This window comes from Ornithinimicrobium avium (assembly GCF_003351765.1).
Lineage (GTDB): Bacteria > Actinomycetota > Actinomycetes > Actinomycetales > Dermatophilaceae > Ornithinicoccus > Ornithinicoccus avius.
The window spans coordinates 587085-610399 of sequence record NZ_CP031229.1 but is presented as its reverse complement, the minus strand read 5'-3'; the positions used below and the strand labels follow the sequence as shown (position 1 = coordinate 610399).

Sequence of the window (23315 nt, the reverse complement as noted above, 5' to 3'; positions counted from 1 at the left end):
CTAGTCCTGGCCGCCGACGGCTCAGTCCAGGCGGTCGGCCGCCACCACGCCGCGCAGGATCGCCTCGGTAGCACGCCGGGCCGCCCGCGCGACCGGCGGGTCGGCCGCCTGTGCGACCTGGCCGAGCAGGTCGACCACCTGCTTGCACCGGCGCACGAAGTCACCGGCGGACATGCCGCCCTCGCGCAGCACCTCGGTCAGGCCGCGGCCGGAGGCCCACCGGTGCACCATCCAGGCGATCCCCGCGTCCAGCTCGCGGTCACCCTCGAGGTCGTGCGCGCTCTTGCGGGTGGTCACCTCGCGCCAGATCGCACCCATCTCGCCGAGCGCCTCCTCGACCTCGACGGTCGGGATCCGCGGGTCGGACAGGTCGTCCCCGCGCGCCTCGTGCACCAGCGCGGAGACCACGGCGGCCAGGTCGGCCGGGGCCAGCCTGGTCCAGGTGCCGCGCCGCAGCGCCTCGGCGACGACCAGGTCGAGCTCGGTGTAGATCCGCCGCAGCCGCTGCCCCTCGGCGGTCACCTCCTGCCCGTCCGGCGTCAGGTAGCCCAGCTCCACGAGGAGGTCGCAGATCCGCTCGAAGGTCTTGGCCACCGTGTTGGTCCGCTCCGAGACCCGCCGCTGCAGGTCGTCGGTCTCCTTGCGCAGCGCCCACCAACGCTCCGACCAGCGCGCGTGCTCCTCCCGGTCGGGGCAGGCGTGGCACGGGTGGGCCCGCAGCTGGGCGCGCAGCTCGTCGACGCGCCCCTCCCCCTCCTGCGGGTATGCCGTGCGCTGCGCCGACCTGCCGCGTCCCGGCGCCGGCGGGTGCACCTTGGTCCGCATGGTCGCGGCGAGGTCCTTGCGCGCCCTGGGGCTGCGCGGGTTGAAGTTGCCCGGCACCCGCAGCGTCCCGAGCACGGCCGGCACGTCCTTGAAGCCGGCGACGGTGAGCTGCTGCAGGCTGCCGTTGGAGGTCAGGACGGTGCGCTCGGAGGCGTCCCGGCTGCCGCGCGTGGGCAGCACGACGCCCATCGTGCCCTTGCGGCCGGCGTCCAGCCGGACGACGTCGCCCACCGACAGGTCCTCCAGCGCCTGACCGATGTCGGCCCGCCGCTGGGACTGCCGTCGCCTGGCCTGCTTCTTCTCCAGGGTGACCAGCTCGTGGCGCAGCCGGCCGTACTCCCGGAAGTCGCCCCGGTCGCAGGTCATCGCCTCGGCGTAGCCGTCGAGGGCGACCTTGTTCTCCCGGACGCGGGTGGTCATCCCGACGACCGAGCGGTCGGCCTGGAACTGGGCGAAGCTGCTCTGCAGGAGCTCGTGGGCGCGGTCCCGGCCGTACTGGGCCACCAGGTTGACGGCCATGTTGGAGCTGGGCCGGAAGGAGCTGCGCAGCGGGTAGGTGCGGGTCGAGGCCAGCCCGGCCACCTCGAGCGGGTCCACGCCGCGGCGCCACAGCACCACCGCGTGCCCCTCGACGTCGATGCCGCGCCGACCGGCGCGGCCGGTGAGCTGGGTGTACTCCGCCGGGGTGATCGGGGCATGGGTCTCCCCGTTGAATTTCACCAGCCGCTCCAGGACGACGGTGCGCGCCGGCATGTTGATGCCGAGCGCCAGCGTCTCGGTGGCGAAGACCGCCTTGACCCGCCCGGCGGTGAAGAGCTCCTCGACGATCTCGCGGAAGAGCGGCAGCATGCCGGCGTGGTGGGCGGCGAACCCCCGGGAGAGGCCTTCGACGAAGTCGTGGTAGCCCAGCACGCCGAGGTCGGCCGCGTCCACGTCGGCCGCGCGCACCTGGACCAGGTCGCGGATCCGGCGGCTCTCGTCCTCGGGCACCAGCCGGGTGCCGCGCGAGAGCAGCTGCTGGACCGCCGCCTCGCAGCCGGCCCTGCTGAAGATGAAGGTGATGGCCGGCAGCAGACCCTGCTGGTCCAGCCGGTCGATGACCTGGGAGCGGCTCGCCCCGCCACCGGGCAGGGCCCCGCGCTGGGCCAGCGGCACCGCGTCCTCGGTCCGGGGCGAGCGGCCCTGGTACTTCCCCCTGGGCTGCCCGCGGCGTCCCCGCGGCGCCCCTGCGTCCTCCCGCGACCAGCCGGTGCTGGACCGCTCGGCCTGGGCGATGCGCTGCAGCAGCTCGGGGTTGACCTTGGTGGTGCCCTCGCGCCCGAAGTCGGTGACGAACAGGTCGAACAGGCCCGCACCGACCATCATGTGCTGCCACAGCGGCACCGGCCGGTGCTCGGCGACGATGACCTCGGTCCCCTCGCCGCCCCGGACGGAGCGCAGCCAGTCGCCGAACTCCTCGGCGTTGCTCACCGTCGCCGACAAGGAGATGACCTGCACGGACTGCGGCAGGTGGATGATGACCTCCTCCCACACCGCCCCGCGGAACCGGTCGGCCAGGTAGTGCACCTCGTCCATCACCACGAAGCCGAGCCCGCGCAGGGTGGGCGAGGCGGCATACATCATGTTGCGCAGCACCTCGGTGGTCATCACCACCACCGGGGCCTCGCCGTTGATGGAGGAGTCGCCGGTGAGCAGCCCGACCTTCGAGGCGCCGTGCCGGGTGACGAGGTCGTGGTACTTCTGGTTGGACAGCGCCTTGATCGGGGTGGTGTAGAACGCCTTGCGCCCGGTCTCCAGGGCCAGCGCCACCGCGAACTCGCCCACGACGGTCTTGCCGGCGCCGGTGGGCGCGGCGACGAGCACCCCGGCTCCGTCCTGGACGGCCTGGATCGCCTCGAGCTGGAAGCCGTCGAGCTCGAAGTCCAGCGAGGCGGTGAACCGGCCGGCGGGGCTGGCCTCCCGGGCGGACCGCTCTCGGGACAGGGCGTAGCGCTCGGCGGGGGTGGACATGCCCTCAGGCTATGTCAGCGCGGGACGACCACCTGCACGGACGCCGGGCGCACCTCGACGGTGAGAGGCAGCGGGCCGAGGGCCTCCCCGTCGCCGTGGGCGACGACGTCCGCGGGTCCCTCGATGCGGACCCGGGTCGCGCGGCGCACCTCCACCTCCGGCATCGAGGTATGCCGTCCCGCCCGGACCGCGTGCAGCAGCGCGAGGGCGCGCGAGGGGGAGAGCGGCCTGACCACGACCAGGTCGAGCAGCCCGTCGGCCGGGTCGCTGCCGGGCGACAGGTGCAGGCCTCCGCCCAGATAGGGCAGGTTGGCGGGGACGACCACGAGCGCGTCCAGCTCCTGGGTGTCCTCGCCGTGCGGCCCGGTGAGGGTGAGGCGGTAGTGCAGCGGCGGGGTCCACCGCAGTCGGGCGATCTCGACCAGGGCCGCGACCGTGTAGCTGGCGGCCCCCAGCGGGCGCGGCAGCAGCGTGGCCCGGTGCGCGATCCGCGCGTCCAGGGCGGCGTTGACCGAGCCGAGCACGTGCCGGTCGAGCTCGGCGACGTGGAGGGTGTCGAGGATGCGCAGGTCTCCCTCCACGAGGGTCGCCAGCGCACCCTCGGGGTCGCGCGGGATGCCCAGCGAGCGGGCGTTGTCGTTACCGGTGCCGGCCGGGAGTATCCCGACGGCCGTGTCCGTCCCGGCGCACAGCTGGGTGGCCAGGCTCACCAGGCCGTCGCCGCCGGCCACCGTCAGAACGTCCACCCCGTCCGCCACCGCCGCCCCGCAGCGGGCCCGGGCCTCCTCGTAGGAGCCGGCCTCGATCTCGGTGACCCGGTGACCGGCCGCGCGCAGCCGGGCGACCGCCTCGGCGCCCAGGGCGGCGGCGCCGCCGCGCCCGGACCGCCGTCCGTGCGCGACGGCATACCTCATGGCAGCGGGGTCGCCTCGTCCGGTGCGAGGTCGTCGTGGCGGTCCGCGCGCCGGCGCTTGCGCCGCTCGAGGGCGAAGGACAGCGCGACCGCGCACCAGTAGAGGACGAAGATCGGCATCGCCATCACGATCATCGCGAAGCCGGAGGGGTCGGGCGTCATGAACGCCGAGAAGACCAGGCAGAGGAAGAGGGTGATCCGCCAGCCCTTGAGCATCGTGCGCGCCGGCAGGATCCCGATCTGGTTGAGCGCGACGAGGAGGACCGGGAGCAGGAAGGCCAGGCCGAAGGCGAGGACAAAGAACATCGCCGTGGACAGGTAGTCGTTGGCGTTCTGGATGTTGGTGAAGTTGTCCGGCGCGAACTCGAGCAGGATCCGGTAGAGGCGGGGGAAGCTGAAGCCCGCCAGTGCGGCGCCCAGCAGGAAGAGGGGGATCGCGGCGAAGAAGTAGGACAGCGCGACCCGCTTCTCCTTGGGCGTCAGGCCCGGCAGGAGGAATCCCCACCCCTGCCAGATCCACACCGGGCTGGCCAGCAGGATGCCGGCGAAGACCGAGACCTTCATCTGCATCGCGAAGGCCCCGGTGAGCGTGTCGAAGTTGAGGGTGACGATGCGCCCGCCCTCGGCGTTGCGCACGGCCGTCACGGGTGCGGAGATGAAGTCGACGATCGGGTCGTAGAAGTACCAGCCGACGACGGCGCCGGCGGCCACGACGAGGGAGGAGATCAGCAGCCGGTTGCGCAGCTCACGGAAGTGCTCCCCCAGGGACATCCGTCCCTCGGGGTTCTTCGTCCGCGCGGCGTGCGCCATCGGCCTGGGTCCTCCCGGTCAGGGGTATGCGGCGGGCGGGGTCAGGCGCGCGGGGTGGTCTCGTCGCCGCGCCCCTCGTCGAGGCGGCGGTACTCCTCCTGGGCGGTGTCCTCGGGCTCGCCCTTGTCCTTGTCCTTGCGGGCGGCGCTGTCGTCCTTCATCTGGTCGACCTCGGACTTGAAGACGCGCATCGACTCACCCAGGCTCCGGGCGGCGCTGGGCAGGTTCTTCCACCCGAAGAGCACCACGAAGGCGATGATCAGGACGATGATGTGCCACAGCTTGATACCTCCCATGCGGAGGTCACCTCTCTTCTGTCGGGCGCACCCCGTCGGGAGGGCGCACTCTGCGCGCGTCAGTCTAGCTGCGCCGGCTGGGTGCTCAGCCCTCTTCCATCCCGTAGCCCTCCAGCGCGGCCCGCGCCCGGGCCGCGACCTCCTCCACCAGGGGGCCAGGTGCGAGCACGCGCACTCCCCCGCCCTGGCGGCGCACGAGCCGGTGCAGCCAGCGCGGGTCGCCGACCCGCATCGTCACCTCCAGCCGCCCGTCGCCGAGCTCGGTGACCGATTCCACGGGGAAGCTCTCGGCCACCCAGGCCGACCCAGGCTCCAGGTGGAGCGTCACCACGAGGTCCTCCGGCGAGCCGCGGAACGCGCCACCGGACAGGTCGCGCTCGGGCAGGCCGGCCGGCGGCGTCGCCGGCTGGTCGAGGACCTGGGCGTCCTCGACCCGGTCCAGGCGGAAGAGCCGCACGCCCTGGGCGCGGTGGCACCAGCCCTCCAGGTACCACCGGCCGTCGACCGAGACGACCCGCAACGGGTCGACGTCGCGCTCGGTGGTCTCGTCCCGGCTGGCGACCCGGTAGCGCAGGTGCATGCGGCGCGACTCCGTCAGCGCGGTGCGCACGGCCCCGACCATGTCGGCGGGCAGCTCGGGCTCGAGGTCGACGCTCACCTTGCCCGCGGCCTGTGCGACGTCGCCGGCGGCCTGCTCCAGCTTGGCCAGCGCCCGGTCGACGGCGTCGCTGTGCGCGAGCCCCGGCGTGTCCGCCAGTGCGCGCAGGGCGACGATCAGGGCGAGGGCCTCGTCCCGCCCGAGCCGCAGGGGTCGGGCGATCGAGTCGGCGTTGGAGACGTAGACGCGCCCGTCCTCCCACTGTGCGTCGATGAGGTCGTCCGGGTAGTGCCCGGGCGTGCCGCAGACGAAGAGGACCTGGAGGTCGTCGACGACCTGGGACTCGCTCACGCCGAGCTCGGCGGCGGCGCTGGCCAGGTCGATGCCCTGCCGGTTGAGCAGCCAGGGCACCATCGCCAGCAGCCGGCCCAGGCGCGAGGTGGCGCTCTCGTAGGTGCTCATGCTGCGCCTGCCCCGTGCGCGTCCAGGACGGCCTGCAGGATCGAGCGGACCTGCTCGGCGAGCTCGGGCGGCTCTGCGACGCGCACGTCGGCGCCGGCGGCCGCCACCTCCTCGGCCAGGGCGCGCAGGTCGCCGACAGCCAGCTCCAGCGTGTCCCACCCCTCGGGCGCGGACCGGTCGGTCACGACCGTGCCGCGCCGCCGCAGCGAGGACGCCGCCCGGTCGCGCACGCGCAGCCGCGCCACCACGCTCGTGCCGGGCGCGTCGCCCGAGGAGGCACGGATCATCGTGAGCGGGTCGTGGTCGGCGGGCACGTCATACCCTCCCGGGCGGCCGGCGCGGGCGGGCCGCCCGCTGATCCGGTCCAGCCGGAAGACGCGCGGTGCGTCGCGGTCGAGGTCGTGGCCGGTGACGTACCAGCGGCCGTGCCAGCTGGTCAGCGACCACGGCTGCACGTGCCGCTGGGCGAGGTCGCCGCTGCCGCCGCGGTAGTCGAAGGTCAGCGGTGTGCGGGTCAGCACGGCGTCGCGCACCGGCTCGAAGGCCGGCTCGCTGGTGCGCAGCAGCGGCTCGATGCCGGCTACCGAGGCCTCGTCCCGCACGACCCCGGCGGCCTCGAGCTTGCGCATGGCCTGCGCGGCCGGGCCGGCCAGGCTCGCGTGGCTCCAGGCGCGGCTGGCCAGCCCGATGACCGCCAGCTCGTCGGGCTCGAAGGACAGCTCGGGCAGGGCGTACTCGCGCTGGTCGATGCGGTAGCCGGGCTCGTCGTCGAAGAACGGGTCGATCGGCTCGGTCCGCAGCGGGATCCCGAGCGCGCGCAGCTCGTCCTTGTCGCGCTCGAACATCCGCTCGAACGCCTCGTCGTTGTCGCTGTAGTCCGGCACCGCCTCGCGGATGCGTGCCTTGGACAGCGGCTGGCGCGTCGAGAGCAGCGCGATGACGAGGTTGAGCAGCCGCTCGGTCTTGGCCGCCGCGGGCGACGGACCCTTCGTGGCCTTGGGCATGAGGAGCAGGCTACTAGTCTCCTGGTGTGATCCAGTGGCGAGAGGGCATCGTGACCGGCGAGCGGCCAGGGTGGGAAGGCGTGGTCGTCCTCGACGTGGCCGTCGAGGCCCGGGGGACCGTCCGCGCGCTGGCCTACCGCGACGTCGTCGGCACTCCGGTGGCCGGCGACCGGGTGCTGCTCAACACCACCGCCCTGGAGCGCGACCTGGGCACGGGTGGGTATGCCGTGGTCGTCGCCGTCCCCGACCGGCCGGGAGCCTGGCCCTCCCCCGACCCCGACGCGCCGGGGCACCTGGTCAAGGCGCGCTACACCCCGCTGCAGACGATGGTGCTGGGCGCCGACGATCCGGAGGGCGAGCACCACGTCCTGCTCGAGGACGCCGACGACCTCGACGGGATGCCGGTCGTGGCGGCCGACCTGCACTCCGCGCTCCCCGCGGTGCTGGCCGGCGTCCGGACGGTCCGGCCCGAGGCACGGGTCGCCTACGTCATGACCGACGGCGGCGCGCTGCCCGCGGCGTTCTCGCGCACCTGCGCCGACCTGCGCGCGGCCGGCTGGCTCGCGGCGACGGTCACCGCCGGGCAGGCCTACGGCGGCGACCTCGAGGCGGTCACCGTGCACAGCGCGCTGCTGGCCGCCCACCACCTCCTCGGTGCCGACCTGGTCGTCGTCGTCCAGGGCCCGGGCAACCTCGGGACCGGCACCCGGTGGGGCTTCTCCGGCGTGCATGCCGGCGAGGCGCTCAACGCCGCGGCCGTGCTCGGCGGGCGGGCCGTCGCCTCGCTCCGCGTCTCGCAGTCCGACCCCAGACCGAGGCACCGCGGCCTGTCGCACCACAGCGCGACGGCATACGCACGCGTGCTGGCGCACCCGGCCGAGATCGTGGTGCCGGTCGGCACCACCGGCCTGCCGGACACCGACCGTTGCCTGACCCAGGTCCGGGCGCAGGTGGACGACCTTGTCGGCGGCGCCCCCCACCTGTCGATGGTCGAGGTCGTGGTGGACGGCCTCCTCGACGCGCTGCGCGAGGTGCCCGTGCGCCTGTCCACCATGGGACGCGGTCTCGAGCAGGACACCGCCTCGTTCCTGGCGGCAGCCGCTGCGGGCGCGCACGCCGCCCGACGCGCCGGCGCCTAGGGTGACGCCATGCCCACCCAGGACGTCACCGCATACCTGAGCGAGCTCCTCGAGAGCGTCCGCGACCTGGACCGCGGCGCCCCGCACGACCTGCCGGTGCACGCCGAGGCCGACCCCGACCTGCTCGCCGTCGCGATCGTCGACGTCGACGGGCAGGTGTGGAGCGCCGGCGACACCGAACAGCTGTTCCCGATCCAGTCGATGAGCAAGCCGGCGGTCTACGGGCAGGCGATCGAGGACGTGGGGCTGGCCGAGGTGCTGCGGCACGTCGACGTCGAGCCGTCGGGCGACGCGTTCAACCGGATCAGCCTCGACGAGGAGTCCAACCGGCCGGACAACCCGATGATCAACGCCGGCGCCCTGGTGGCCCACTCCCTGGTGCGCGGGCCCCACGCGGACGACCGCTTCGAGCGGATCCGCCAGCTGCACTCGCGGATGGCCGGCCGGGACCTGGCGATGGACCAGGACTGCTACGCCCAGGAGATGGAGCGCGGCGACCGCAACCTCGGCATCGCCCACATGGTCAGGGCCCTGTCGGTGCTGCCCGACGACCCCCACGACGTGGTGGACGGCTACTCTCGGCAGTGCGCGCTGGAGGTGAGCACGGTCGAGCTGGCGCGGATCGGCGCCACCCTCGCCACCGGTGGACTCGTCCCGGGCAGCGACGAGCGCGCCCTCCACCTCAAGGCGACCCAGCAGGTGCTGTCGGTGATGCTCACCTGCGGCATGTACGACTCCGCGGGCGACTGGGTCTCCACCGTCGGCATCCCGGCCAAGAGCGGCATCAGCGGCGGCATCTTCGGCGCCGTGCCGGGTCGGTGCGGCATCGCGACCTACTCCCCCAGGCTCGACGGCCACGGCACCTCGGTGCGCGGCGAGCTCGCCTTCCGGCAGCTCTCGGCCGACCTGGGGCTGCACGTGCTGCGCCCCCGCCAGCCGCAGGGCTGACGGGGGCGCGCGGGCGCACCGGGGTCAGCGCACGTCGACCAGGTCGACGACGAAGATCAGCGTCTCGCCGCCCTTGATGGCGGCGCCCGCACCGCGGTCGCCGTAGCCCAGGTGCGGCGGGATGGTGATCTTGCGGCGGCCGCCGACCTTCATGCCGAGCAGGCCCTGGTCCCAGCCCGCGATGACCTGGCCCACCCCGACGGTGAAGTCGAGCGGCTGGCCGCGGTTCCAGGAGGCGTCGAACTCCTCGGCGGTGGACCAGGCGACGCCGACGTAGTGCGCCGAGATCTGCTTTCCGGCGGTCGCCTCCTCGCCCTTGCCGACCTCGATGTCCTCGATCTCCAGCTCGGTGGGCGGGGTGTCGCCGGGGAAGTCGATCTCGGGCTTGGCCTTCCTGACCTCGCCGAACGGTGACTGGCTCATGTGCTGTTCCTTTAGATTCGCCGTATGCCAGGCGGGCACGGCTTGAGGCTCGGTCAGTAGCAGAGATAACTACGACGATACTGGCGTGGCACATGGGCCGAGGATCCGCGATTGGTCCGGCAAAGGCAGTGCGGACGCCATGAGAAGGGCTGGTTCGGGTTCACTTGCGGAATGAAACGCGACCGGATTTCTCAAAGCCTTGGCCAATCTCATTAGGAGCTTTTTGAGTGATACCAAGAGACTCTATTCGAAGACGTGGCCGACACGCTGGCACCGCCCACTTCTGGGTACGCCAACACGTTGCCCCAATGAATTCGATAACTTCCAGGATTGTAGGTACCCCCGTATTGCCACGCCGCATACGGCCCAGGGTAAAGATACCCCTTCACCTTCATGCTCACATTTGGCCCCAAGACCCCGTAGCTCCAACGATAAGTGATGTAATACCCATCGTGACCCCAAAGTGCGCAATTTGACCGGCTATAAACGTAATTCCCGGCCCAGCCGGCATTGAAGCCATTGCCGCACGTACTGGCCGCGACTTGGGCCTCTTCTCCATTCTGCCCGGGCACCAAATCGCCGTTAGCGTCGACGATTACCGTATCCTCAGTGATATCTGGCGATATGTATACATCGGGATCATCTCTTATCATATCGGGTAGGCTTTCCATCACCTGCGCCGAAATGTGTGGATTATTTGCGACGGCAGCATATTCCGGACGCGATTCGTCTGCTGAATCGGTCGCCGCTGCGGCCGTTGTCCCTCCGATCAGCGCCAAGCCCAGCACGCCGCTGCATACATAGTGAAGACTGCGGACGTTCATGCTCTATCCCTCTTCCTTGAGTTCCTGAACCGAGCGTGCTCGAATATACCAGTCAACCGGCCGGGCCGCGAGTTCGACTTGAACCAGCCCGGCGGGGGGGGTGCGAAGACCACCTCGTCGAAGCGGTTGGGCATGGGTCCCGGTCCTCGGCCGACGTCGCCGGCGGTCGACGACGTTGTGTGCGCCGGTGGGAGTCCGTACCCATCATCACAGTGGCTGCGGATCTAAAGCCTCCGCCCCGATCCCCACGTCCCGTACCCCGAGCATCCGCCAACGGTGACTCCATGCGGTCTCGTGCACTGCCTTCTCAATAGGCACCAAGGATGTCAACGACGAAGACGAGTGTCTCCTCCTTCAATTCATGGTCCGGCTGGTCGGCGTAGGCGTCCTTGGGCGGCACCACGAGGAGGACCCGCGAGCCGACGGTCTGTCCGACAAGGCCCTCGTCCCAGCCCTTGATGACCTTGCCGAGGCCGATCGGGAACTCGGCCGGCTCGCCCCGCTGGTAGGAGTCGTCGAAGCCCTCGCCGTCGGACCACTTCACGCCGGTGTAGTTGACCTTGATGGTCTGGCCCGCCTTGACCTCCGGGCCCTCGCCCTTGATCAGGACCTGGCTGACGAGCTTGGTCGGGGCGTCGACGCCCTCGGGGATGGTGATCGTGGCGGCGCTCTCGCCGTCGGCCTCGACCTTGGGCAGGTCCTTGTCCTTGGGGGTGACGGCCTTGCCCTCGGCCTTGGTCAGCGGCGCGTGCGCGTCGACGACCTCCACGTAGAACACCAGGGTGTCCTGGGGGCCCACCCCGAGCTGCTCGTTGCCGTTGGTGCCGAACGCGTCGGCCGCCGGGATCCCCATGAGGAGGCTCTCGCCGACCTTGCCGCCGGGCAGCTCGTCGAGGAACGCCGGGAAGAGCAGCTCGTTGGACAGGTCGAGGGTGACCGTCTCGTCCGCGTCGAAGGTCGACAGGAGCTGCTCGCCGGTCGTGCCGTTGACGGCCAGGTAGCGCACCTCGACCTCGTCGCCGGCGGCGATCTCCTCGCCGTCGCCCTTCTTGACCGTCTCGGTCTCAGTGGAGGCCACCGAGAACGGCAGGTCGCCGTCGGCCATCGGCTTGCCGTCCCACAGGATCGTGGGAGTCTTGCCGGAGTCGTCGACGGAGAGCTCGGAGACGCTGCCGTTGGGCGCGATCGAGGTCGCCGCGGCGTCGTCGGCACCCGTGCTCTGGGAGGCGTTGTCCGTCCCCGCGCCGTCCCCGCTGCACGCGGAGAGGAGCAGGAGCGGGGCGGCCGCCAGGGCGGCCAGCCGCAGTCGGTGAGAGCGCACGCGCGATCCTTACTTCTCGTCAGTTCGTGGTCTGCTGCCGGGACGGCGTCACCGGCAACCGTCCCAGCCTAACGACCCGAACCTGGGGAACCGGTGGGAGCCCCGGCGCTCACCGGCCGGCGCGGATGTGTGCCAGGAGCTCCTCGACCCGCTGGTCGACGCTGGCGAACGGGTCCTTGCACACCACGGTGCGCTGGGCCTCGTCGTTGAGCTTGAGGTGGACCCAGTCGACGGAGAAGTCGCGCCGGTGCTCCTGGGCGGCCCGCACGAAGTCGCCCCGCAGCTTGGCCCGGGTCGCCGGCGGCTCCTCCATCGCCCGCCGCACCCGCTGCTCGTCGACGAGCGTGCGGGCTGCGCCGGAGCGCTGCAGGATCGGCATCAGGCCGCGGGTCGGGTGCACGTCGTGCCAGGCCAGGTCGAGCTGCTGCAGGCGCTCGTCGTGGGGTGCCAGGCCGTGCTTGGCGGCGTAGCCGTCGAGCAGCTTCTTCTTCATCACCCACTCGATCTCGGTGTCGACCAGGGACAGGTCGCCCGTCTCCACCGCCTGCAGGGTGCGTTCCCACAGCTCCAGCACCTCGCGGTGCGGCGAGACGTCCGCGAGCCCGGCCCCCTGCGCGTGGCGGGCCGCGAGGTCGAGGAGCGTGTGCTGCATACCGAGCGCGGTGATGGTGCGCCCCGAGGCGAGCGGGATGGACAGACGCCCCGTCTGGTCGCGGCTGACGTCCCGGATGGCCTGCACCGGGTTGGCCAGGGCGAGGTCTGGCACGCGGGTGCCGGCCTCGAGCACGCGCAGCACGAGGTCGGTGGTGCCCATCCGCATGAGCGTGGTGGTCTGGCTCATCGTGGAGTCGCCGACGATGACGTGCAGGCGCCGGTAGCGCCCGGGGTCGGCGTGCGGCTCGTCGCGGGTGTTGATGATCGGGCGCGAGCGGGTGGTCGCCGAGGACAGGCCCTCCCACATGTGGTCGGCGCGCTGGGAGACGAGGTATGTCGCCCGCTCCCCCACGACGTGCAGCCGGCCGGCGCCGGTCATCAGCTGGCGGGTGACGAGGAAGGGCACGAGGGTGTCGGTGACCCGCTCCAGCCGCGGGGTGCGGGCGATGAGGTAGTTCTCGTGGGAGCCGTAGGAGTTGCCGCGGGAGTCCACGTTGTTCTTCAGCACGTAGATCGTCGCGTCGAAGCCCTCCTCGGCCAGGCGCGCCTCGGCATCGTCGGCGAGGTCCTGGACGATGAGCTCGCCGGCCTTGTCGTGGGCGACCAGGTCGAGCAGGTCGGTGCACTCGGCGGTGGCGTACTCCGGGTGGGAGCCGACGTCGAGGTAGAGCCGCGAGCCGTTGACCAGGAAGACGTTGCTGGAGCGGCCCCAGGCCACGACCTTGCGGAACAGATGGCGCGCGACCTCCTCCGGGGAGAGCCGCGAGGTGCCGCGGAAGGTGGCGTTGACGCCGAACTCGGTCTCGATCCCGAAGATGCGCGCGGTGATCATCGGCGGCTCACTGCCCGCCCTTCTGTACGAAGCCGTGCACGAACTCGGTGGCGTTGGACTCCAGCACGCCGTCGATCTCGTCGAGCAGCGAGTCGAGCGCCTCGTCCCGCTCCGCGCTCTGCGCCTGCGGCGCCGCGGGCGGGGGCGTCGGGGCCTGCGGCTCCGGCGCCCCGTCGTCCCGGCGGCGGATGTGCTCCTGCGATGAACCTGCCATGACCCGATCCTCTCAGACGTCCTCGCTGGCCAGCTCGGTCAGGAGGGAGGCGGTGGTGGTATGCCGTGCGAGCAGCTCCCCGACCCGCTCCCGCGAGGCGGCGGTCGGCTCGGGCACCTGGACCCGGCGCGGCCTGCCGCGCTCGTCGACGAGGGTGACCGAGTCCCACGAGGCCGCCCTGACGTCGGCGCCGTACCTGCGGACGCACTCGCCGCGGAACCAGGCGCGGGTGTCCTGCGGAGGCTCCGTCACGGCCCTCTCGACGGCGTCGTCGGGCACGAGCCGCTCGAGACGGCCGGCGACGCGCAGCTTCTGCGCGAGGCCACGGGCGGGGTCGAGGTCGTGCCACTGGATGTCCATCGCGACCAGGCGGGCGTCGTCCCAGGCGGCGCCGTTGCGGTCGCGGTAGCGCTGGAGGAGCTGGTGCTTGGCGACCCACTCGACCTGCTGCGCGCACTCCGCCGGGTCCCGGCGCAGGGCGTCGAGGACCTGGCGCCACCGGGTGAGCACCTCGTCGGTGTCCTCGTCCGGCTCCCACGCCTCGTGCCCGGAGGCCGCGGCGCGCTCAACGGCCTCGAGGTAGGCCTCGAGGAGGTCGGGGCCGGTGAGCCGGCGGCCGTCGGCGGTGAGGACCGTGGCGCGCAGCGTCGGGTCGTGCGAGACGACCTTGACCGCCTCGACGGGGTCCGCGAGGTCGAGGGCAGGGACGGCGTCGGGGTGCGTCTCGATGAGGCGCAGCACCGCGCTCAGCGACCCGACCGCCAGGAGCGTGGTGAAGTCGGCCATCGTCGCGTCGCCGACGATGACGTGCAGGCGCCGGTGGAGGTGCGGCGTGGCGTGCGGCTCGTCGCGGGTGTTGACGATGGGGCGGCGCAGCGTGGTCTCCAGACCGATCTCCGCCTCGAGGTAGTCGGCGCGCTGGCTCAGCTGGAAGCCGGGACGCTCGCTGGCCTGCCCCAGGCCGACGCGGCCGGCGCCGGCGACGACCGGACGGGCGACGAGGAAAGGGATGAGCTGGCGGGCGAGCCGGTCGAAGGGGACGGTGCGTGGGACGAGGTAGTTCTCGTGGGTGCCGTAGGAGGCGCCCTTGCCGTCGACGTTGTTCTTGTAGAGGCGAACCTCCCGGCCCTCCTTCGCCAAGTGCTCGACGGCGCGGCGGGCGACCAGCTCCCCCGCCCGGTCGTAGCGCACCGCCTCGCGCGGGGAGGTCACCTCGGGCGAGGAGTACTCCGGGTGGGCGTGGTCGACGTAGAGCCGGGCCCCGTTGGACAGGACCGTGTTGGCGATCGTCGGGTCCTCGACGTCGGTGAGCTGGGTGACGTGCGCCAGCTCCCGCGCGATCTCGTAGCCGCGGGCGTCCCGCAGCGGGGTCTCGTCGGCGTAGTCCCAGCCGGACCCGACCGGCAGCGAGGCTCCCTCGCCGGCCGCCGTGGCGTAGGCGCGCACCACCTGCCCGGAGAGCCACTGCGGCGCCAGCGGCCGGCCCTGCGTGTCGACCTGGGTGCTGGTGATCCCCAGCTCGGTCTCGATCCCCATCACGCGCCGCACGCTCATGTCGGCAGCCTACGTGCGGGGTCCGCGAGCTCTCCTACGGCTCGCGCATCTCCGCCGGCATCTGCTGCGGGCACTGCTCGTCCACGGACCTGAAGTCGTCGCCGCGGGCACGGGCCTGCTCCCCCACCTGCGCATTGGGGATCCACGACGCCCCCTGCGAGGCGAGGAAGCTCTCCAACGACGGCGGCTCGGAGATGTCGTAGCCCAGCGCCTCGACGCACGGCACGTACGTCTCCAGGAGGTAGGCGTACCAGCGGGCCAGATGCTCCTCCGGCGACAGGCTGCGGTACCTCTCCGCCACCGGGTAGGACGCGTTGCAGACGTACTGGTCGCGCGCCAGGTCCTGCTGCTGCTCCTCCCGCACGCCGTCGATGAGCAGCCCGTCGCCGTCGATCCTCGCCGGCCACCCCTTGCCCGCCAGGCACTCGGCCACCAGCCGCAGCCCGTCGTCGTCCTGCGCAATCTCCTGGACGATCTCGACGGGCGGCGGGTCCTCGATCCCGTGGATCTCGGCCAGCTCGGTGAGGTACTCCTCACGCGTCGCCGGCCCGTCCCACTCCCCGGGCGTCACGGCCGGGTCGCTCGGCGCGGCCGGCGGTTCTGTCCCGCTGCACCCGGTCACCAGCAGCGCCACCACGACCGTCAGGTATGCCGTGCGCCTCGCCACGTCCCGTGCGCCTGCGCCCCTCATGGGGTCCTGAGCACCCTGACGGGGTCGCGGGTGGCGGCGTAGAGGGCGGGCAGGACGGCGGCGACGACCGCGGCGAGCAGGGCCAGGACGGCGGTGCCGGTGGTGAAGTCCCAGGGCGGGACGGCGCCGAGGCGGCCGGTGATCGCCATACCCGCGGCGACACCGACCGCCGCACCGAGCAGGGCGGGGATGAGGGTGCGCAGGACGACGAGGGCGACGATGGTGGCACGGGTGGCGCCCAGCGCGCGGCGCCGGCCGAGGTCGGCGCGGCGCACGAGGACGTCGGCCAGGGTCACGATCGCCACCAGCAGCGCCCCGGCACCGAGCACGCCGAGCAGCAGGGTGCGCCCGAAACTGGCCAGGTCACCAGTCACCTGCTCCTGCAGCTGCGCCAGCGACACCGGCGAGGTGATCGTCACCGAGTCCGGGGCCGGGGGGTCGATGAGCCGCAGCACCTGCGCCTGAGCGACCTGGGCGACGTCGGCCTGCGTGAGCACGACGTGCACCGCATCGAGGGCGCGGCCCTCCGGCGCGACGTAGAGCACCCCGGAGGCGTAGTCGCCGAACGGGTCCCTCGGCTCGAAGCTCCCGACGACCGACCAGTCGTCGACCACCGTGGTGGAGGCCTGCGCGACCCACCCGACCGGGTCGTCCAGCCCCAGCCGGGCCATCGCCTCGGTCGTGACGATCGCCTCCCCCGGACCCGGCCAACGCCCCGCGGTCAGCGTCGCGACCGCGGACAGGTCGCCGTGCACGCCCCACGCCGGCACCCGGGTCGCGCCCTGCCCGACGACCCCGTTGACCACGTCCACCGGGATCAGCGTGCCGACCGCACGCTCGGAGGTCGACAGGCCCGCGACCTGGTCCACGACCGTCGCCGAGATCAGGTCGTCCCCGCGCGCGTCGGCCACCACCAGCACCCGGGACCCGGCGGAGTCCAGCCGCTCCAGCAGCTGCGCCTCGGCCGCCGCCGTGCGCCCCACCGTCGCGATCGTCGCCGCGCACATCGTCGCCACCAGCAGAAGCACCAGGCTCGAGGGCACCTTCGCCGCCCAGGCCGTGGCCACCGCCTCGCGCAGCAACAACCACGGCCTCACAGCGCCAGCACCTCATCGGCGTGCTCGAGCACGAACGGGTCGTGCGTGGCCACCACCACCGTGCGCGGCATCCCGTCGCCCTCCCCGTGGGTGCCGTGGCCGCCCGCCGCCGCGGACAGCGCCCGAAGCACCCCCTGGGCGTTGTCGCGGTCCAGGTTGCCCGTCGGTTCGTCGGCCAGCACCACGACCGGGTCGGTCACCAGCGCCCGGCACACCGCGACCCGCTGCGCCTGCCCGCCGGACACCTCGCCGGGCCGGTGGTCCGCCCGGGCACCGACGCCCATCTGCTCCAGCAGCACCCGGCCCCGCTCCCGCGCCCGGCCCAGCCGCCACCCGGCATAAAGGGCCGGCTCGACCACCGAGTCGAGCACGGTGCGGGTCGGGTCCAGCGCCGCGTCCTGGAAGACGAACCCGATCCGGTGCGCCCGCACCCGCGAACGCACCGCGTCAGCCGCCGAGGACACCTCCTGCCCCGAGAGCAGCACCTGCCCCCGGGTCGGGGTGAGCATCAGACCCAGCACGTACAGCAGCGTCGACTTGCCCCGCCCCGACGGACCCGTCACCGCCGTCACCGCACCCGGGACGAACTCGTGGGACAGCCCGCCGAACAGCTCCTCCCCGCCCCGGGAGTAGGCGAAGCTCAGGTCCGCCACCGCCAGCACCACTCACCCCTCCTGCGTCGAGGCGGAGTCGTCACCCTGCCCGGGCTCCGGCTCCGGCTGAGCCGGGGCGGGCTGCACCCCCTGGGTGCCACCGAGGACCTGCACCCTCGTGCCCGGCTCGACCCCGTCGACCACGGCCACGCCCTGCCCGGACCCGCGCACGCCCACCGCGACCTCCCCGTCCTCGGTCACCAGGTATGCGGTGCCGTCGGGCCTCGTGCGCACCGCCGCCGCGGGCACCGTCGTGCCCTCCACCTTCGGCACGATCACCACGTCCGAGCGCAACGTCACCTGCGCGTCGTTGGGCAGCACCCCGCACTCCTCCCCGCACACCTCGCCGCCGCCGGGGGCGGTGAGGGTGAACGTGGTCGACCCGAACTCGTCCAGCTCCGACCCCGCGATCACCGCGGTCCACCTGTGGTCCTCGAAGGTGATCTCCACCGTCGTCTCGGCCGGGATCAGCCGCGCCTGCTCCTGGGTCACCACCAGCACGAACTCGCGCTCACCCGTCGGGGCCAGGACCGAGTCCTCACCGCCGCCCAGGCTCTTGCCCACCACGATGCCCTCGCCCAGCTGCACCACCGCCGGCAGGTCAGCGACCGCGACCAGCTCACCCAGGGCCACGACCCCCGACTGCGGCAGGTCTTGGTCCTTCTGCCACGCCCTGAGCGCCTGCTGCGTGTTCCACCCGAAGTCACCGTCCGGCTCCCCGCCCAGGTACCCCTCCTCGACCAGCAGCCGCTGCAGCGGCTCCACGTCCTCACCCTTCACTCCACGGGCCAGGTCCCGCCAGAACGGCGCGTCCGCCTCCACCACCCGCACCGGTGTCTCCCCCACGACATACACCACGTCCCCCTCCCCCACCTCACCGGGCGAGACGCTCGTCACCACCCCGGCCAGCGCGTTCTGCGCCACCGGCAGCGCCGGCTGACGCAACGTCGTCGACAACGGCAACGACCGCCCCACCGACCCGCTGCTCGCCTCCGCCCACACCACCTCCGGCGCGGTAGCCGCTTCGGCGCCCTTGGGCACCTGCGAGGTCAACGTCGCCCTCGAGGCCCACCACCCCGCACCCGCAGCAGCAGCCACCAGCAGCAGCACCAGCACGACCCCCAACGCCGTGCGCGCCGCCGAGCCCTTCACGGCATCCGCCATGCCCCACACCTCTCGTCATCGAACGGTGCTCGCACCCTAACAACGCTCACGCCGACTAGGTTGACCCGCTCAGCCCTGATAACGCTCGACGAGGTCGACCTGAGGACATGCCCGTTCCGCCTCTCCGCTGATGTCTGCCGGGTAGGGGTGCCACGGCGCCGGCCCGCCGGAAAGACTGGCCCGGTAGGTCTCCACGAACACCTCCTCGCTAGGCGCCTCGACGACCGCGAAGCCGTGGTCACGCAGGCAGGCGGCAACCTGGACGTTCTCCGCATACAGCCATCGCAGCTCCTCGTCCGTCGGCGGCGGAGGTGGATCGGGGAACTGTCCGACCTGCTGCTCGCAAGTGGTCCTGGCGAACGCGTAGGACTCCCGGTCGGAGTCGCTGTCACCGGTGTCCACGAAGATCCCGTCCCCGGTCTCCAGCAACTGGCTGGGAAGCCCCTGCCCCGTCAGACACTCCGCGAACTCCTGGTAATAAGCCCGCACAGCCGTGACATGAGCGAGCCGTTCCTCCGCAAGTCGTTCACCGGAGGCGTCCCCTCCGCCGGCGCAGCCAGCGAGATTCAGCGCACCAAGAAACACTAAACTCAATATCCCTGAGGTCGCTGAAGGCGCCATCCTGATCACAGGCTGCGGCACGTCCCATAGGTTCTGGAAGTCTCAAGAACGGCCGTCTGCGAGTTAGCTCCAACAAACCACTTCCCGCCTGGCCCGTAATAGCCTCGCTGCTTCCAGTTCGCGTTGTAGTAGAGATAGTCCCCACCGCCAGGGGCGCGAGTCATCATTTCACCCAGAGAATATGATGTAGCATAGGGTTGAGTAAGCGACGTGCAACTACTGGCCTTTACAGTTCCCTCTTCATACATGGAGTAACCTGCGTGTGCAGGTGCAGCCAGAAACGCGAGAGCGGCCACTGCCCACGCACAGATGTGGCCGCGGATACTGAGGAATCGAGTCACGGGAGCAGGTTACTTGGCTCGGAAACACACGTCAAGGGGCCGACAAGACTCACCTAGAGTGCGCGAACGCGGTCGGGTGCCCCAACTAGAGCCATCGCAGCTCCTCGATGAACGCATTCCGTCGCTCTGTCCCTCCCCACGGCGGTCCTCTCTCGATGATCAAATGGCGCGGTGCGCAACCGTGGTATGTTCCCCTCATCGCGACGGGGCGGTACGACTCAAGGAGGAGACATGAGGACAATCCTGAGGAGCGCTGGGGCTAGTCTCGCGGGGATGGCCATGGTTGGAGCCTTGGCCCTTCCAGCGGCAGCACTCACCGAATCCGGGACGATCACCTGCACCAGCGGTGCAACGGTGGGTGTTCGTGGGGAGCAACAGCGATTCGCAGACCGGTTGACGTTGTACGCCGCAGGGCAGAAGGTCTACCAGTCCTACAACGTCTACGTCGCAGGAGGCGACTCGGGCATCGGAGGCACCCGTTCCTGGAGCGGTTCCTCGGTCTCCCTCCTGCTGTCTGGAAGCTACGGACGTTGCATCCCTCCGAATGTGTGATGCGGTCTCGACCCGACAGGCCTGACGGCTCATTAGCCGCCACAAGCGTCTGGCTCTCCGCTGTGCAGAGGACAAGGCCTGGGACGGTCCTGTGGGTGACGGTTGCCTTCCTCGCTGCATCAAGCTGCACGTCGAGCACTGTCGATCCGGGGACAGTTGCGACGTCGGCGACTACACCGTCCGCATCTGCCGATGCCCACTCGGCATCTTCAGACAGCGACTCCCAGCGCGACTGGGACCCATCGGCGTGGGTTCCGACCGTGCAGGTCACACCGAAGCACTTCTCGGACGCCGACCTGGAGGCCTACTACACCGAGCTGCTGTCCAGCCGGGCGGCCGACGCCGGGCTGGCCGCGCCTCCGCAGGTGAGTCGGGTCGGGTGGGCCACGAGCCTGTCGGAGTACGGCGACCAGATGGCCCGGTGCCTGCAGGACGCCGGGTTCCCGGCGGTGAGCGACGGGGCGGGCGGCACCGCTTTCAAGCCCGGGGTGCCACCGTCGCAGGAGGCTGCCCTGGACGAGGCCACCTACGTCTGCGACGCGCGCTACCCCCTGCACCCCGCGATCGCCGAGGGCTGGAGCGAGGAGCAGGTGGGCCTGGTCTACGACTACTGGGACCAGTACTACATACCGTGCATGGAGGCCCACGGGCATCCGGTCTCGCGGGCCGACCAGCCCAGCCGGGAGGCCTACGTGGGTGCCTTCGACAGTTCCCAGCGCATCTCCTGGTGGCCCAACTCCGCCTCGATCGACCTGCCCGTCGACGAGCGCAGGGCGCTGTCCACCGTCTGTCCGGAGTACCCGCCGGCCGACGTCATGTACGGTTTCTGAAGGGCCTTACCGACGAGGCAGCCGGTCGATGAGCCGCTGGACCAGCGCGCCGTACTCGGCCACGACCCGGTCCGCGTCACTGGTCGCCGGGTCGAGCAGCCGGAAGGAGCGCACGCCCGCGGCCAGCCCCGGCATCAGGCAGGCGATCTCGTCGGCGAGCCTGCGCCCCTCCCCCTCGTCGGGGAAGCGGTCGAGGAAGCGCTCGCGGAAGTCCCGCCGGGCGGCGTCGAGGTCGGGCGCGTCGTGCAGGAGGTACACCGCCCGGCCGAGCCGGCGCCGCTGCTGCCGGACACGCCGCTGGAGGGGGGCGTCGCCAGCGCCCAGAGCTGCTCCTTGCTGCCGGCGACCTTCATCACCAGCGCGGGCGAGACGCCGGCCTGGGCGGCCACCTCGCGGATGGTCACCGCGGCCTACCCGCGCTCCCCGAACAGGCGCCGGGCGACCTGGAGGATCTGGGTGCGCGACTCCATACCCCTCGAGGACATCACGCGGGGTCCGCGGTGGTGACGGTCGTCCGCTCGGGCGGACGGGGGATGCCGGTCTCGAGGTCGACGTCGAGGGTGGTCGAGGTGGACAGGACGGTGAGCGCGCGGGAGCGGGTCCGGCCGGTGGGGTGGTCCACGGCGGTGAGGACGTAGCGGCCGGGCGGCGGCAGCCCGATCTCGTAGTGGCCCTCGGCGTCGGCGTGGGTGGTGCCGACGTACTCGCCCGAGTGCTTGATGAGGGAGACGAGGACCTCGCCCGCGGGTCGGCCGTCGTCGGTGACCAGCCCGGAGAGCAGGAGGCGGCGGGTCATCGTCACGACCCGGGTCTCCTCGGCGTCCAGCTCGACGAGGCCGGACTGCGGCGCCCACCCGTCGGCCGAGACGACCACGAGGTAGCGCCCGGCCTCGGGCAGCGCGAGGGCGAGGCGACCCTCGTTGTCGGTGCGGCCCCAGTCGACGTGCCGTCCGTCGGGGTGGAGCACGGTGGCGACCGCCTGGCGCAGGGGACGGCCGTCGGGCGCGCGGACGACCCCGCGGACGAGGAGCTCGGGCAGCTCGCCCTCCGCCTTGACGTGGGTGCGCTCCCCCGTCGGTGCCGGTGCGGCGGCGGGGTCGGCCACGACCTCGCGCACCAGCGCGGGTCGGCGGATGAAGGTGGCGATCAGGGCCCCGCCCAGGGCTGCCGCAGCTCCTGCCCAGAAGACGGTCTGGTATGCCGTGAGGGTGGGCGCCCCCGCCGCGGCACCGGTGGTGATCACCGAGGCGGCGAAGACCGCAGCGACCACGGCCGAGGCGGACGAGGTGCCGATCGAGCGCAGCAGCGTGTTGAGCCCGTTGGCCGAGGCGGTCTCGGTGATCGGCACGGCGCGCATGATCAGCGTCGGCATCGCGGCGAACGCCATGGCGGTGCCGACCGAGGCGATCCCCGAGGTGGCCATGACCTGGAGCACCGAGCCGTGCAGGAGCGAACGGCTGATGAAGCCCACCGCCATCAGGACCGCGCCGCCGATGAGCACCGAGCGGGGGCCCGTGCGCCGGATCAGCGCCGCCGACACGGGCGACATGAGGACCATCGCGATGCCGCTGGGCAGCATCCACAGGCCGGTGGCGACCACGGACAGGCCGAAGCCGTAGCCGGTCGCGACCGGCATCTGCACCTGCTGGACGGCGGTGAGGAAGTTGGCGAACATCGCGAAGCCGACGAGCACCGACGCGGCGTTGGTCAGCAGCACGGTCCGGCGCATCGAGGTGCGGATGTCGACGAGCGGCTGACCGGTGCGCAGCTCCCACGGCACCCAGGCGGCGAGCACGAGGGCCGCGACCGCGAGCAGGGCGAGGGTCAGCGGCGCCGTCCAGCCCCACGAGCCGGCCTTGCTCACCGCGAGCAGGAAGCAGGTCAGCGCGACCGAGAGAAGGCCGGCGCCGACGTAGTCGAAGCGGCCGCGCGTCTTGACCGTCGACTCCGGGACGACGCGCAGGACGGCCAGGAGCATGACCACCGCGAAGCCGCCGGAGACGTAGAACAGCGAGTGCCAGTCCCAGGCCTGGTAGATGACACCGGCCAGCGGGATGCCAACCGCTCCTCCGATGCCGAGGGTCGCCGACATCAGCGCCACGCCCGAGCCGACCCGCTCGGCCGGCAGGTGGTCGCGCATGATGCTGATGCCGACGGGGACGAGGCAGGCTCCCAGGCCGGCCAGGCCGCGGCCGAGGATGACCACGCCCAGGGTCGAGCTGAGGGCCGAGATGAGCGAGCCGAGGATGACCGCCCACATGCAGACGACGAGCATCAGGCGCTTGCCCCACATGTCCGCGAGCCGGGAGATGATCGGGGTGCCGACCGCGGCGGCGAGCAGGGTGACCGTCACCAACCAGGAGGCGTTGTCGCTGGTCGTGCCCAGGATCTGAGGGAAGTCCGGCAGCAGCGGCAGCACCAGTGTCTGCTGGAGGGAGACCAGGGTGCCGCACAGCGCGAGGACCGCGATGACCAGGCCGGTCGAAGCGGCTGGGCGGGCCGCGACCGGCTCGGGTGGAGGCATGGTCATCATGCTAGG

The 23315-nt window shown here is 71.9% G+C and carries 22 protein-coding genes; 4 read left to right on the top strand and 18 right to left on the bottom strand.

The window, feature by feature from the left end:
* Window positions 1-21: 21 nt before the first annotated feature.
* The 6 genes from DV701_RS02865 to DV701_RS02840 all read right to left on the bottom strand — a co-directional run bounded on the left by DV701_RS02865 (window position 22) and on the right by DV701_RS02840 (window position 6918).
* The gene (locus tag DV701_RS02865) at window positions 22-2835 is read right to left on the bottom strand and encodes a DEAD/DEAH box helicase (RefSeq protein ID WP_114926987.1); all 2814 of its coding nucleotides are present in this window, start codon (window positions 2833-2835) and stop codon (window positions 22-24) included.
* 14 nt (window positions 2836-2849) lie between these two features.
* Entirely contained in the window at window positions 2850-3749 is a 900-nt protein-coding gene (locus DV701_RS02860; RefSeq protein WP_114926986.1) for a diacylglycerol/lipid kinase family protein, read from the bottom strand.
* Window positions 3746-4558: a twin-arginine translocase subunit TatC gene (gene tatC / locus DV701_RS02855; RefSeq protein WP_228255187.1), complete on the bottom strand. Its 813-nt coding sequence runs from the start codon at window positions 4556-4558 to the stop codon at window positions 3746-3748. The genes DV701_RS02860 and tatC overlap by 4 nt, the downstream gene beginning before the upstream one ends.
* A gap of 41 nt (window positions 4559-4599) precedes the next feature.
* The gene (gene tatA, locus DV701_RS02850) at window positions 4600-4854 is read right to left on the bottom strand and encodes a Sec-independent protein translocase subunit TatA (protein ID WP_114926985.1); all 255 of its coding nucleotides are present in this window, start codon (window positions 4852-4854) and stop codon (window positions 4600-4602) included.
* A gap of 85 nt (window positions 4855-4939) precedes the next feature.
* Entirely contained in the window at window positions 4940-5914 is a 975-nt protein-coding gene (locus tag DV701_RS02845) for a helix-turn-helix transcriptional regulator (RefSeq protein ID WP_114926984.1), read from the bottom strand.
* Complete coding sequence (locus DV701_RS02840; protein ID WP_114926983.1) at window positions 5911-6918, bottom strand: helix-turn-helix transcriptional regulator; 1008 nt, start codon at window positions 6916-6918, stop codon at window positions 5911-5913. Before DV701_RS02840 ends, DV701_RS02845 begins: the two co-directional genes overlap by 4 nt.
* A 26-nt stretch (window positions 6919-6944) precedes the next feature.
* Between DV701_RS02840 and DV701_RS02835 the strand changes: the two genes are divergently transcribed.
* Window positions 6945-8057: a DUF3866 family protein gene (locus DV701_RS02835; protein WP_114926982.1), complete on the top strand. Its 1113-nt coding sequence runs from the start codon at window positions 6945-6947 to the stop codon at window positions 8055-8057.
* A 9-nt stretch (window positions 8058-8066) separates the two neighbouring features.
* Window positions 8067-9005 carry a glutaminase A gene (gene glsA, locus DV701_RS02830; RefSeq protein ID WP_114926981.1) on the top strand — a complete coding sequence of 313 codons (939 nt, stop codon included), beginning with the start codon at window positions 8067-8069 and terminating at the stop codon, window positions 9003-9005.
* A 24-nt stretch (window positions 9006-9029) separates the two neighbouring features.
* Here glsA and DV701_RS02825 read toward each other — a convergent pair whose 3' ends face one another.
* The 10 genes from DV701_RS02825 to DV701_RS02780 all read right to left on the bottom strand — a co-directional run bounded on the left by DV701_RS02825 (window position 9030) and on the right by DV701_RS02780 (window position 19074).
* On the bottom strand, window positions 9030-9428 hold the full coding sequence (locus DV701_RS02825; RefSeq protein WP_114926980.1) for an FKBP-type peptidyl-prolyl cis-trans isomerase: 399 nt from the start codon (window positions 9426-9428) through the stop codon (window positions 9030-9032).
* A 1131-nt stretch (window positions 9429-10559) separates the two neighbouring features.
* Window positions 10560-11573: an FKBP-type peptidyl-prolyl cis-trans isomerase gene (locus tag DV701_RS02820; protein WP_114926979.1), complete on the bottom strand. Its 1014-nt coding sequence runs from the start codon at window positions 11571-11573 to the stop codon at window positions 10560-10562.
* 109 nt (window positions 11574-11682) lie between these two features.
* On the bottom strand, window positions 11683-13059 hold the full coding sequence (gene pafA, locus DV701_RS02815) for a Pup--protein ligase (RefSeq protein WP_407669339.1): 1377 nt from the start codon (window positions 13057-13059) through the stop codon (window positions 11683-11685).
* A 7-nt stretch (window positions 13060-13066) separates the two neighbouring features.
* A complete protein-coding gene (locus DV701_RS02810; RefSeq protein WP_114926978.1) occupies window positions 13067-13273 on the bottom strand; it encodes a ubiquitin-like protein Pup in 207 nt (68 codons plus the stop codon).
* Window positions 13274-13285: 12 nt separating this feature from the next.
* Window positions 13286-14827, bottom strand: a complete 1542-nt coding sequence (gene dop, locus DV701_RS02805; RefSeq protein ID WP_114926977.1) for a depupylase/deamidase Dop — start codon at window positions 14825-14827, stop codon at window positions 13286-13288.
* Between the two features lie 34 nt (window positions 14828-14861).
* Window positions 14862-15518, bottom strand: coding sequence for a hypothetical protein (locus DV701_RS02800; protein WP_162802760.1), 657 nt, complete (start codon window positions 15516-15518; stop codon window positions 14862-14864).
* Entirely contained in the window at window positions 15515-16615 is a 1101-nt protein-coding gene (locus tag DV701_RS02795; RefSeq protein WP_162802759.1) for an ABC transporter permease, read from the bottom strand. Before DV701_RS02795 ends, DV701_RS02800 begins: the two co-directional genes overlap by 4 nt.
* A complete protein-coding gene (locus DV701_RS02790; RefSeq protein WP_114930653.1) occupies window positions 16612-17277 on the bottom strand; it encodes an ABC transporter ATP-binding protein in 666 nt (221 codons plus the stop codon). Before DV701_RS02790 ends, DV701_RS02795 begins: the two co-directional genes overlap by 4 nt.
* Window positions 17278-17280: 3 nt before the next feature.
* Entirely contained in the window at window positions 17281-18432 is a 1152-nt protein-coding gene (locus tag DV701_RS02785) for a peptidoglycan-binding protein (protein WP_114926974.1), read from the bottom strand.
* A gap of 69 nt (window positions 18433-18501) precedes the next feature.
* Window positions 18502-19074: a hypothetical protein gene (locus tag DV701_RS02780; protein WP_162802758.1), complete on the bottom strand. Its 573-nt coding sequence runs from the start codon at window positions 19072-19074 to the stop codon at window positions 18502-18504.
* A 1132-nt stretch (window positions 19075-20206) separates the two neighbouring features.
* On the opposite strand from DV701_RS02780, the gene DV701_RS02775 reads away from it, so the two are divergent.
* The gene (locus DV701_RS02775) at window positions 20207-20776 is read left to right on the top strand and encodes a hypothetical protein (RefSeq protein WP_114926972.1); all 570 of its coding nucleotides are present in this window, start codon (window positions 20207-20209) and stop codon (window positions 20774-20776) included.
* Between the two features lie 6 nt (window positions 20777-20782).
* Here DV701_RS02775 and DV701_RS18655 read toward each other — a convergent pair whose 3' ends face one another.
* Complete coding sequence (locus DV701_RS18655; RefSeq protein ID WP_228255186.1) at window positions 20783-21034, bottom strand: hypothetical protein; 252 nt, start codon at window positions 21032-21034, stop codon at window positions 20783-20785.
* Here DV701_RS18655 and DV701_RS18650 point away from each other — a divergent pair.
* Window positions 21020-21283: a hypothetical protein gene (locus DV701_RS18650; protein ID WP_228255185.1), complete on the top strand. Its 264-nt coding sequence runs from the start codon at window positions 21020-21022 to the stop codon at window positions 21281-21283. The genes DV701_RS18655 and DV701_RS18650 overlap by 15 nt on opposite strands.
* Here DV701_RS18650 and DV701_RS02765 read toward each other — a convergent pair.
* Window positions 21261-23300, bottom strand: a complete 2040-nt coding sequence (locus DV701_RS02765; RefSeq protein ID WP_202863613.1) for an MFS transporter — start codon at window positions 23298-23300, stop codon at window positions 21261-21263. The two genes, DV701_RS18650 and DV701_RS02765, sit on opposite strands and share 23 nt — an antisense overlap.
* Window positions 23301-23315: the final 15 nt, after the last annotated feature.

Bases quoted from the DNA above. Each gene is read 5' to 3' on its own strand.
- DV701_RS02865 (WP_114926987.1), bottom strand. From the start codon at position 2,835: ATGTCCACCCCCGCCGAGCGCTACGCCCTGTCCCGAGAGCGGTCCGCC.
- DV701_RS02860 (WP_114926986.1), bottom strand. From the start codon at position 3,749: ATGAGGTATGCCGTCGCGCACGGACGGCGGTCCGGGCGCGGCGGCGCC.
- tatC (WP_228255187.1), bottom strand. From the start codon at position 4,558: ATGGCGCACGCCGCGCGGACGAAGAACCCCGAGGGACGGATGTCCCTG.
- tatA (WP_114926985.1), bottom strand. From the start codon at position 4,854: ATGGGAGGTATCAAGCTGTGGCACATCATCGTCCTGATCATCGCCTTC.
- DV701_RS02845 (WP_114926984.1), bottom strand. From the start codon at position 5,914: ATGAGCACCTACGAGAGCGCCACCTCGCGCCTGGGCCGGCTGCTGGCG.
- DV701_RS02840 (WP_114926983.1), bottom strand. From the start codon at position 6,918: ATGCCCAAGGCCACGAAGGGTCCGTCGCCCGCGGCGGCCAAGACCGAG.
- glsA (WP_114926981.1), top strand. From the start codon at position 8,067: ATGCCCACCCAGGACGTCACCGCATACCTGAGCGAGCTCCTCGAGAGC.
- DV701_RS02825 (WP_114926980.1), bottom strand. From the start codon at position 9,428: ATGAGCCAGTCACCGTTCGGCGAGGTCAGGAAGGCCAAGCCCGAGATC.
- pafA (WP_407669339.1), bottom strand. From the start codon at position 13,059: ATGATCACCGCGCGCATCTTCGGGATCGAGACCGAGTTCGGCGTCAAC.
- DV701_RS02810 (WP_114926978.1), bottom strand. From the start codon at position 13,273: ATGGCAGGTTCATCGCAGGAGCACATCCGCCGCCGGGACGACGGGGCG.
- dop (WP_114926977.1), bottom strand. From the start codon at position 14,827: ATGAGCGTGCGGCGCGTGATGGGGATCGAGACCGAGCTGGGGATCACC.
- DV701_RS02800 (WP_162802760.1), bottom strand. From the start codon at position 15,518: ATGAGGGGCGCAGGCGCACGGGACGTGGCGAGGCGCACGGCATACCTG.
- DV701_RS02785 (WP_114926974.1), bottom strand. From the start codon at position 18,432: ATGGCGGATGCCGTGAAGGGCTCGGCGGCGCGCACGGCGTTGGGGGTC.
- DV701_RS02765 (WP_202863613.1), bottom strand. From the start codon at position 23,300: ATGCCTCCACCCGAGCCGGTCGCGGCCCGCCCAGCCGCTTCGACCGGC.